General features: G+C 73.1%; 7 protein-coding genes. 1 reads left to right on the top strand and 6 read right to left on the bottom strand.

Annotation, left to right across the window (positions count from 1 at the left end; all coding sequences use genetic code 11):
* Positions 1-128: 128 nt before the first annotated feature.
* From ACZ6C6_RS00210 to ACZ6C6_RS00190, 5 genes are all read right to left on the bottom strand, one after another.
* Positions 129-884, bottom strand: a complete 756-nt coding sequence (locus ACZ6C6_RS00210) for an SDR family oxidoreductase (protein WP_469197547.1) — start codon at positions 882-884, stop codon at positions 129-131.
* A gap of 4 nt (positions 885-888) precedes the next feature.
* Entirely contained in the window at positions 889-2,715 is a 1,827-nt protein-coding gene (locus tag ACZ6C6_RS00205; RefSeq protein WP_469197545.1) for a glycoside hydrolase family 15 protein, read from the bottom strand.
* 62 nt (positions 2,716-2,777) lie between these two features.
* Positions 2,778-3,581 (bottom strand): SURF1 family cytochrome oxidase biogenesis protein, encoded by an 804-nt coding sequence (locus ACZ6C6_RS00200; protein ID WP_469197544.1) that lies wholly within the window; start codon positions 3,579-3,581, stop codon positions 2,778-2,780.
* A 71-nt stretch (positions 3,582-3,652) separates the two neighbouring features.
* Positions 3,653-3,886, bottom strand: coding sequence for a hypothetical protein (locus ACZ6C6_RS00195; protein WP_026171732.1), 234 nt, complete (start codon positions 3,884-3,886; stop codon positions 3,653-3,655).
* A gap of 63 nt (positions 3,887-3,949) precedes the next feature.
* Positions 3,950-4,954: a DEDDh family exonuclease gene (locus ACZ6C6_RS00190; RefSeq protein WP_469197541.1), complete on the bottom strand. Its 1,005-nt coding sequence runs from the start codon at positions 4,952-4,954 to the stop codon at positions 3,950-3,952.
* An 81-nt stretch (positions 4,955-5,035) separates the two neighbouring features.
* Between ACZ6C6_RS00190 and ACZ6C6_RS00185 the strand changes: the two genes are divergently transcribed.
* Positions 5,036-5,749, top strand: a complete 714-nt coding sequence (locus ACZ6C6_RS00185) for a VIT1/CCC1 transporter family protein (RefSeq protein ID WP_330311493.1) — start codon at positions 5,036-5,038, stop codon at positions 5,747-5,749.
* Positions 5,750-5,753: 4 nt separating this feature from the next.
* Here ACZ6C6_RS00185 and ACZ6C6_RS00180 read toward each other — a convergent pair whose 3' ends face one another.
* Positions 5,754-8,858 carry an NACHT domain-containing protein gene (locus tag ACZ6C6_RS00180; RefSeq protein ID WP_469197539.1) on the bottom strand — a complete coding sequence of 1,035 codons (3,105 nt, stop codon included), beginning with the start codon at positions 8,856-8,858 and terminating at the stop codon, positions 5,754-5,756.
* Positions 8,859-8,879 lie beyond the last annotated feature (21 nt).

Here is an 8,879-nt window from a genome sequence, read left to right as displayed (position 1 = left end):
CCGCCGGCCCCCCGGCGGGCCCCCCCCCCCCCCCCCCGGGGCGCCCCCCCCCGCCCCCCCCCCCCGGGGGGGGGGGGGTGGGGGGGGGGGGGGGGGGGGGCGCGCCCCCCCCCCCCACCCCCCGCGGCTCAGAACCCGTGCCGGTGGCCGCCGTCGACCGGCACCATGATGCCCGTCAGGTACGAGGCGGCGGGCGACAGCAGGAACGCGGCCGTGCGGCCGAACTCCTCCGGGGTGCCGTAGCGGCGCAGCGGGATGTTCGCCTCGTTGGCGGTACGCGCGGCTTCCGCGTCGCCCGACAGCGCGTCCAGCTCCCGCACCCGGTCCGTGTCGATCCGGGCCGGCAGCAGACCCACGACCCGGATGCCGCGCGGGCCGAGCTCGTCGGCCATCGACTTGGCGACGCCGGCCAGGCCGGGGCGCAGCCCGTTGGAGATGGTCAGCCCGGGGATCGGCTCGTGGACGGAGCCGGAGAGCACGAAGCCGATGACCCCGCCCTCGCCGAGCGCCGCGGCGGCGGCCCTGGCCAGCCGTACCGCGCCCAGGAAGACGGACTCGAAGGCCGTCTGCCACTGCTCGTCGGTGTTGTCCGCGATCCCGCCCGGCGGCGGGCCGCCGACGCTGATGAGGATGCCGTCGAGCCGGCCCAGGCCCTCCCGGGCGGCCTCCACCAGCCGTTCGGCCGCCGCCGGGTCGGCGTTGTCGGCGGCGAGCCCGACGGCGTCCGGGCCCAGGTCGGCGGCGGCCTGCTGGGCGCGCTTCTCGTCCCGGCCGGTGATGACCACCTTCGCACCGTCCGTCACCAGGGCCCGCGCGGTGGCGTAGCCGAGCCCGCGCGTCGCTCCGGTGACGATGTACACACGGTCCTTCAGTCCAAGATCCATGGCCCTATCCTGCCGTGCCGTCCCCGGTGCCGTCCTCGGTGGCCCGTGCTTCGGCGGGCTGTGCCCCGGCCAGCGCGACCGCCGTGCCGACCAGGCCGATGTGGCTGAACGCCTGCGGGAAGTTGCCGAGCTGGCGCCCCGCCGCCGTGTCGTACTCCTCGGCCAGCAGGCCCACGTCGTTCCGCAGGTCCAGCAGCCGCTCGAAGAGCGCGGTGGCCTCCTCGTCGCGCCCGGTCAGGCGCAGGGCGTCGGCCAGCCAGAACGAGCAGGCGAGGAACGCGCCCTCGCCGCCCGGCAGTCCGTCGATCGAGCCGCCGTCCGTGCTGTAGCGGCGCACCAGGCCGTCGCTGCCCAGCTCCTCGCGCACCGCGTCCACCGTGCCGATCACCCGCGGGTCGTCCGGCGGCAGGAAGCCGGTCCGGGCGATCAGGAGCGTCGCGGCGTCCAGCTCCCGGGAGCCGTACGACTGGGTGAAGGTGTTGCGCACCGGGTCGTAACCCTTCTCGCACACCTCCCGGTGCACGGCGTCCCGCATCGCCCGCCAGCGGTCGGCGTCCCCGGCCAGCGAGGGGTCGTCCTCCAGGCTGCGCACCGCCCGGTCTGCCGCGACCCAGGCCATCACCTTGGAGTGCACGAAGTGGCGCCGCTGCCCCCGGATCTCCCACAGCCCCTCGTCCGGTTCGCGCCAGGTGGACTCCAGGAACCCGAGCAGGCTGAGCTGGAGGCTCCAGGCGTGCGGCTTGTCGTCCAGGCCCGCGTCACGGGCCAGCCGGAGCGAGTCGATGACCTCCCCGTAGACGTCCAGCTGGCGCTGGCGCACCGCCGCGTTGCCGATCCGGACCGGGGCGGAGTTCTCGTAACCGCGCAGCCAGGGCAGCTCGGACTCGGGGAGTCTGCGCTCACCGGCCAGCCCGTACATGATCTGCAGGTCCGCCGGGTCGCCGGCGACCGCCCGCAGCAGCCAGTCCCGCCAGGCGGCGGCCTCCTCCAGATAGCCGGCCGAGACCAGCGCGCCGAGGGTGAGCGTGGAGTCCCGCAGCCAGCAGAAGCGGTAGTCCCAGTTCCGTACGCCGCCGATCTCCTCCGGGAGCGAGGTGGTCGGGGCCGCCACGATGCCGCCGGTCGGGCCGAAGGTGAGCGCCTTGAGGGTGATCAGCGAGCGGATCACGGCGTCCCGGTACGGCCCCTGGTACTTGCAGCGGGCGGACCACTCGGCCCAGTCGCTCAGGGTGTTCTCCAGCGCCTCGTAGGGGTCGACGCGCTTGGGCCGGGGCGAGTGCGAGGGGTGCCAGGTGAGGACGAAGGCCACCTTCTCGCCCTCGGACACGGTGAAGGACGAACAGGTGGAGAACTGCTGGCCCCATGTCTTGACCGGCGGTTCGCTGCGCAGCCAGGCGGAGTCCGGCCCGGCGACCGCGACCCGGTGGCCGTCGGAGCGGCGCATCCAGGGCACGATGGACCCGAAGTCGAAACGCAGCCGGATCACGGACGACATCTCGACGGTGCCGCTGACCCCCTCGACGATCCGCATCACGTCCGGCTCCTTGTCGCGCTGCGGCATGAAGTCGACGACCTTGACGGTGCCCGTGCGCGTCTCCCAGTACGTCTCCAGGACGAGGGAGTCGCCCGCGTAGCCGCGCCGGGTGCAGGTGTCCGCGCCCTTGGGCGCGATCCGCCAGTGGCCGTTGTCCTCGTCGCCGAGCAGGGCGGCGAAGCAGGCGCCCGAGTCGAAGCGGGGCAGGCACAACCAGTCGACAGAACCGTTTTTGCCGACCAGGGCCGCGGTCTGGAGATCGCCGATGAGGGCGTAGTCCTCGATGCGTGGGGTCACGTTCAGGCGTCTTCCCGAACCCGGCCCCCGTTAAGCGGACTGTGTGCCGGGAGAGGCAGGAGTCACGCCTGGGCGGGCTCGGGCTCCGGTGCCGCGTCCTCGGCCGCGGCCGCCTGTGCCGCCGCGACCCGGTCGCGCTTCTCGCGCCGGGCCAGGACCACGAAGCCCACCGGGACTCCGGCGGCGAAGAGCCACCACTGCACGGCGTATGCCATGTGCGGGCCGATGGAGCTGTCGTCGGGGGCCTCGATCGGCTCGGGCGAGCCGTTCTTCGGGGCCGGGGCGGTCAGCTCGATGTAGCCGCCGAGCACCGGGCGGTCGAGCAGCCGGGCCTGCTGGGCGCTGTTGATCAGCATCACCTGACGGTCCGGAAGGTCCGAGATGTCCTTGATGCCGCTCGCGCCGGTCGTCTCGTCGGCCTTGAGCCGCCCGGTGACGGTCACCTCGCCCTTCGGGGCGGCCGGTACGTCGGGGAAGGCGTGCTGGTCGTCGGCGGACGGGACCCAGCCCCGGTTGACCAGCACCGTGCCGCCGCCCTTGAGGTCGAACGGGATCAGCACATGGACGCCGATGGAGCCGTCGGTGGCGGTCCTGCGGCGGACGACGACCTCGTGCTTCTCGTCGAACGTCCCGGTGGCCGTCACGGTGCGCCAGTAGTCCGAGCGCGGGACGGTGTGGCCGGGGGAGGTGAGCGCGGACACGGCGACCGGGTCCGCCTTCAGATTGCGCGAGATCAGGGCGTTCTGCGCGACCTTGTGCTCGTGCCGGTGCAGCTGCCAGAAACCCAGCTCGATCATCGTGGGGATGAGCACGAGCGAGAGGAGGGCGAGGATCAGCCACTGCCGGGTCATCAGGAAGCGGTACACCCCACGACGGTACAACCGGCCGTGGGGCGTCTCGCGCACGGGGTGGCCGAAGGGGTGGCCGCCCCACCTCCTCAGACCCGGTCGACGATGCCCACCTTCCCCTCCGCGCGGGCGCAGTGCCCGCCGCAGAACCAGTGCCCGTCGACCTCGACGCCCTGGCCGATGACCTGGACCCGGCAGTGCTCGCAGATGGGCGCCATGCGGTGGATGGCGCAGGCGAAGCAGTCGAAGACGTGCACCGCGCCCTGCGCGTGCACCTCGAAGGACATCCCGTAATCGTTTCCGCAGACCTCACAACGTGCCATGCGCCACAGGGTGGGACGCGGAAGCGGCGGCGGGTGGCCGGCGGGCGGCGAGTCGCCCCCGGTTCACTCCGATGACGGCGTGGGCGCCGGCACCTTCGCGACGGCCGGGGCGACATCGCGCAGCAGGTGCGTGAAGGCGCTCTCGTCCAGGATCGGGGTGCCGTACGCCTTCGCCTTCACCGTCTTCGACGTCGGCGAGTCCGGGTCGTTGGTGACGAGCAGGCTGGTCAGCCGGGAGACGCTGGTCGCCACGTGCAGCCCCGCCTCCACCGCGCGGTCCTCCAGCAGCTCCCGGTCGATCGAGGTGTCCCCGGAGAACGCCACCCGCATGCCCTGCTTGAGCGGTTTGTCCTTCTCGTACCGGCCCGGGTTCGGATACGGGCAGGCCGGACGCTTCCGCGAGGCGCGCCAGGTGGCGTGCCCCCCGTACGAGGAGGATCCGGACCGCGGGGTCACCGGCGAGTGCGACCACTCGGTCAGCGGCCGGCACTCCAGGAGCGGCAGCCGCACACCGCCCCGTGCCGCCGCGTGCAGGCTCGGGCGGAACGCCTCCGCCAGCACCCGCGCGTCGTCCAGCGCGTGGTGCGCGCGCTGCTGGACCACGCCGAAGTGCTCCGCGAGGGACGCCAGCTTGTGGTTGGCCAGCGGCAGCCGGAGCTCCTTGGCCAGCGCGATGGTGCACAGCCGCTGCCGCACCGGCGCGGTGACCGAGGCCCGCGCGTACTCCCGCGCCAGCATCGACCAGTCGAACGCGGCGTTGTGCGCGACGAGCACCCGGTCCGCCAGCCGTTCGGACAGCTCGGCGGCGATCTCGGGGAAGAGCGGCGCCCCTTCCAGCACGTCGCTCGTCAGCCCGTGGATCCAGACGGGGCCCGGATCGCGCTCCGGATTGACCAGCGTGTACCAGTGGTCCTCGACTTCGCCCCGCGCGTCCAGGCGGTAGACCGCGGCGGACACTATCCGGTCGTCCCGGGCGAGCCCGGTGGTCTCCACGTCGACAACCGCGTACCCCTGCGGGTAGGCGGCCGGCCAGGGCGCTGCGGTCTGCGGGTCGTCGAGCATGGTCACAGAGAATACGGGCCGTGTCGGACAGTCCCCTATTCGGTGCGGGTGCGTGCCCGGTGGCGCCGCGGGTGAGACCATCCCGGGATGACGCGAGCGCCTGAGCACGACGAACCTCACGGTGCCGGGCTGGGCGCCCGGCTCAACTGGCTGCGGGCCGCCGTGCTCGGGGCGAACGACGGCGTGGTGTCCACCGCCGGACTCGTCGTCGGTGTCGCCGGGGCCACCGACGACCGGGGTGCCCTGCTGACGGCCGGGCTGGCCGGGCTGCTCGCCGGGTCGCTGTCGATGGCGGCCGGCGAATACGTCTCGGTGTCCACCCAGCGCGACTCGGAGAAGGCCGCGCTGGCCACCGAGAAGCGGGAGCTCCAGGAAACCCCGGAGGCGGAACTCGCCGAGCTGACCGGGTTGTTGGAGGGCAAGGGGCTGAGCCGCGAGGTCGCCCATGAGGCCGCCGTCCAGCTCACCGAACGGGATGCGCTGCGCGCCCACGCGGAGGTGGAACTCGGCATCGACCCGGACGACCTCACCAACCCCTGGCACGCGGCGGGCGCCAGCTTCCTCGCGTTCACCGTGGGCGCGCTCCTGCCGTTGCTCGCGATCGTGCTGCCCCCGGCCACCGCCCGGGTCCCGGTGACCGTGCTCTCCGTCCTCGCGGTGCTGGCCGTGACGGGTTGGTGGAGCGCCCGCCTGGGCGAGGCGGCCCCGGGCCGTGCGGTGCTGCGGAACATGGGCGGGGGAGCGGTGGCCATGGCGGTGACGTACGCGGCGGGTCATTTGCTGGGGGCGGCGGGGGTTTAGGGCCTCAGCGCAGGCGCTTGATCCGGTCGGGCGGGAAGTGCTCCTCGCCGGTGGTGGGTGTGTCGGTGCCGAGGGCGATGGTGAGCCGTTCGAGACCGGCCAGAGGCGTCAGGTCGTAGACCCCTTGGGCATCGGGATTCTTCGGGTGGGAGAAGAGGGAAAGGCCGGTCAGCTCGGTCAAGGGCTCCAGGCCCCGGGAGAGCCCGCAGCGGTAGAGGCTGAGTGAGCCCAGGGACGACGCACCACACAGCAGCGTCAGGTCGAGCTCGTCCAGGCCGTCGAGAGCGAGGTGACGGAGACCCTGGAGAGATGTCGAACCGCTCAGGTACCGCAACTGGGCCGTGCTTTCGAGGTGGAGGGATTCCACCCCGGGCCACTGCTCGATTCCCTCCAGACTCAGGTCACCGGTCTGTGCCAGGAGGAGCAGGGTCTTGAGGCGGCTGCTCAGCGGCAACTCGCCGATGCATCCGACGGGGAAGCGGTGGCCCAGGACGAGGTAGGAAGCTTCCGTGAACGGCGCCAATTGCTCTGCCGGTAGATCCGGATGGAGCTGGACCACGGAAAGCCACGTCAGGGGCAGGCCGTGCAGGGGACTGAGATCGCGGACTCCGGGACACAGGCTGAAGCCTGCCTCGGCAAGCGAGGCGATCGAGGCCAACGGGGAGAGATCCGTCAGGTCGTCGTTGTCGAAGACGAAGAGCCTCTTCAAGCCGCGGCGGGAAGCCAGCGGAGTCAGGTCGGGCCGGATGCCCTGCAACCGTACCGAGGCGGCCTCCGGGACATGACGCAGAGCCGCGAACTGCTCCGCAGTGGCCGCAGAGAGGTAGTGCGCGTCCCAGCGTCGTGCCGCCAGGATCTCCTGGGCGTACGTGACGGTGTCGAAGGAGCCCCACGCCTCGCACAGCTCGGAACCCACCCAGACCCGCTCGTCCTCGCGATAGCGCCGGATGACCTCGAACGCCGCGTCCCCGCCCACCAGCCCGGCCGTTCGCACGACGTACCCCGCGGCATACTCGCTCTCCACCTCGTCCGGCCCCGGCAGCAGCTCCAACACCAGCTCCCCGACAGCCGCCAGCGCCTCCGCCTCCTCGCGGCTGCGGGGCGGCAGCAGCGCCTCCGTCCGGTCGCGGATGTCGGCCCGCAACGCGGGCCCCAGCTCCGGGGCGTGCTCCGCGCTCGCCGCAGCCAGCAGGACCAGGCGGTGACGGTGCCGGGGCGCTCGGTCCGCGCGCCGCAGCAACTGCCGCAGCAGCCGCTCCCGTTCGTCCGGCCGGGCGTGGCCCACCGCCATCTGGATCACGTCGTGCCACTGGTCGTCGTGCGCGTTCTTGACCAGGACGCCCAGGTCGCGGGCCTCCACCGCGGCCTTGGCACCCAGGTAGTCCTGGAACGTGCGGTGCACGAACCCGACCGCCCCCGGCGCGGGTTCGCGGAGCAGGCCGCTCCTGATGAGGAGGTGGGAGAAGACGTCCTCCGGGGTCGCCCGGATCTGGGACATCGCCGTCAGCCACTCGGTCACCAGATCGAGGGCCTCGCCCCGGTCCGCCTCCGCCAGGCCGTTGCGGATCAGCCAGTACGCCAGCCGTTGCAGCAGCGCGGTCTGCTCCTCGCGGGTCAGGTCGACGCCCTCGACGCCGGTGATCTCGCGTTCCGTGTCGCGGCGCACGAGGAGCATGTCCAGCGCGGCGTCGTACAACTCCTTCCGGGCCCTCGGCAGCTGCATGCGCCGGTCGCGGTTGAGCGCGCACAGCAGGGCGCACATCAGCGGGTTGGTGGCCAGCCTGCCCAGATCGCGCCGGGTGACCACGGCGTGCCGCAGCGCCTCCTCGTACGTGTCGAGCCGGTCGCGCTCCTCGTCGGACGCGCACTCCAGGCGGGCGGCCCGGTGCCAGTGCTCGATGAAGGCGCGGATGTCCTTCCCCCGCATCGGCAGCAGCGAGTGCGCCTCGAAGCCGGAGCCGGACAGCCAGCTCTCCGGGACCGCTGAGGGCCGGGTCGTCACCACGTACCGGGAGCGGGGATACGCGGTGATGAGGTCCTTCAGCCACCGCTCCGTGCGCTGCCGCAGCCGTGCCGGGACCTCGTCCACCCCGTCCACCAGGACGAGGCCGCGCCCCTCCGACAGCAGCCGGTCCGCCCAGCCCGCGGGCGCCGAGCCGTGCAGCGGGACGCCCGCCGCGCGCAGGAAGTCCTCCGGGCCCGGCAGCCGGTCGTCCGAGGTGAACGCGCGCAGGCGCAGGACGAACGGTACGCAGCGGTTCCAGTCCGCCAGCTCGCCGCCGAAGGACTGCCGGGCGGCGTTCACCGCGAGCCACTGCACCAGGGTGCTCTTGCCGGACCCGGCCGGCCCCCGCAGCAGCAGCCGCTCGCTCCCCGCGAGGCACTGCTCCACCTTGACCGTCACCCGCTCCGGACCCCCGGCCTCCCACCACTCCGGCACGCTGTCCTGGGAGCTCACCGCCAGGCTGATGTAGGCCGTCTCCAGCGGCCAGTCGCCGGCCGAGCGGCCCAGCGTGAGCCCGAACAGCTCCATCCGGCTGTGCGCCTGCGCGACGAACCGCGCGTAACGCCCCTCGAAGTCCAGGGCGGCGGCGTCCGGCGCCGGGCCGAGCCGTCGGCGTACGTCCTCCACCAGTTCCCGGGTGTGCTCCGTGGCGCGGGTCTGTTCCACGGCGGCACGCGCCAGGAACGAGGGCTCGGCGGTCAGTTGCTCGATCAGATGCGCGCAGCACCGGTCCAGCAGCTCCCCGTACAGGCTCCTCGCCCGCTCGGAGAGCCCCGGGTCCGGCGCCGGGAGCGTCGCCGCGAGCCGTTCCGGGTCGAGGCCCACGGCGAACAGCCGGTCCGCCGTCACCCCGTCCCCGGCCGCGAACGCGTCCCGTACCGCGTCCACGGCGGCCAGGCGCTCGTGACCGGGGAGATCCGCGTACGCCTCCGCCAGGCGTCCCCCCAGCACCTTCGCCAGCCGGTCCGGCTTCGCGGGGCGGGGGAGCGGGCGGACCGGGTCGGGGACGAGGCCGGCGCCGGGCTTCGGCGCCAGCAGTGACCTGGTCACCGTGCCGATCACCGTCGTCGCCAGCCTCAGCAACGCAACTTCCAGTCCCTGCACGGTAGTTCCTCCCCCAAGTCA

Source organism: Streptomyces sp. NPDC041814 (genome assembly GCF_055590565.1).
This window is presented reverse-complemented; position numbering and strand designations above follow the sequence as displayed.

Bases quoted from the DNA above. Each gene is read 5' to 3' on its own strand.
- ACZ6C6_RS00185 (WP_330311493.1), top strand. From the start codon at position 5,036: ATGACGCGAGCGCCTGAGCACGACGAACCTCACGGTGCCGGGCTGGGC.
- ACZ6C6_RS00210 (WP_469197547.1), bottom strand. From the start codon at position 884: ATGGATCTTGGACTGAAGGACCGTGTGTACATCGTCACCGGAGCGACG.
- ACZ6C6_RS00195 (WP_026171732.1), bottom strand. From the start codon at position 3,886: ATGGCACGTTGTGAGGTCTGCGGAAACGATTACGGGATGTCCTTCGAG.